1 pseudogene is annotated in these 762 nt (G+C 52.8%); it reads right to left on the minus strand.

The features are described from left to right. Window positions 1-611: pseudogene (locus tag EOB80_RS34290) on the minus strand (hypothetical protein); the annotation flags it as partial. Between the last annotated feature and the right edge of the window lie 151 nt (window positions 612-762).

Below are 762 nucleotides of genomic sequence, written 5' to 3' on the forward strand. Positions count from 1 at the left end.
GGACCATTCGCGTATTCTTCAACAAGTATCCTCGGCGAAGATCGCCAAATGTGCTTCCCACCCAATAGGTAGGTGGTATGTTCGGCTAACTCATCGACGGTGCTGCATAATCGCACACCGATGCTGCCGCTGCCTATGGCTGGCTTCAGAATCACCGGCAGGCCGATCTCGGCGGCAGAGATTTCAACCTCCGCTGCATTCGCTGCTAAGCGATAAGCAGGTATTGGAATGCCGGCCTCCGCGAGGAGCTGACGTTGAGTAAATTTGTCGCAGCATTGTTCAATCGATGCGGGGTTCGGTCCCGGTAGATCGAAATGCAGGCAGAGCTTGCCAACTGTCGCGTAGATCGACTCGTCGTCGCCCGCAAAGCCAGTAATGCCAGCAATGTCATACGTCGCACGTAGCCGCGAACATTCGTGAATCAGCGCATCGAGATTGTCTGTATCGACACGGATTGTCTCGACACTTTCCGCCGCAAGGTAGTCATACCGAGCAGGATCAGCCGACAGGGTAATTGGATGGAAACCAAGACTCTGGGCCGCTTGGACGTATCGCAGACCAATTACCCTATGACCTTCAACTAGGATAAGCGCTCTCGTTGCTCTTGGCATCCATTTCTCCATTGCGAGCTGCGGCGGTCCGGGCGTAAACAGGGTATTAGCCTCTTTCAGCGCGCCTGACCTCAGATTTAAGATGAACCTATAACCTTCAGGGACTTGCGCTCGCAAAGATTCTATAAATTTATTTGAAGCATTTGTTGCA

It is taken from the genome of Mesorhizobium sp. M7A.F.Ca.MR.245.00.0.0, from assembly GCF_003997415.1.
Taxonomy (GTDB): domain Bacteria; phylum Pseudomonadota; class Alphaproteobacteria; order Rhizobiales; family Rhizobiaceae; genus Mesorhizobium.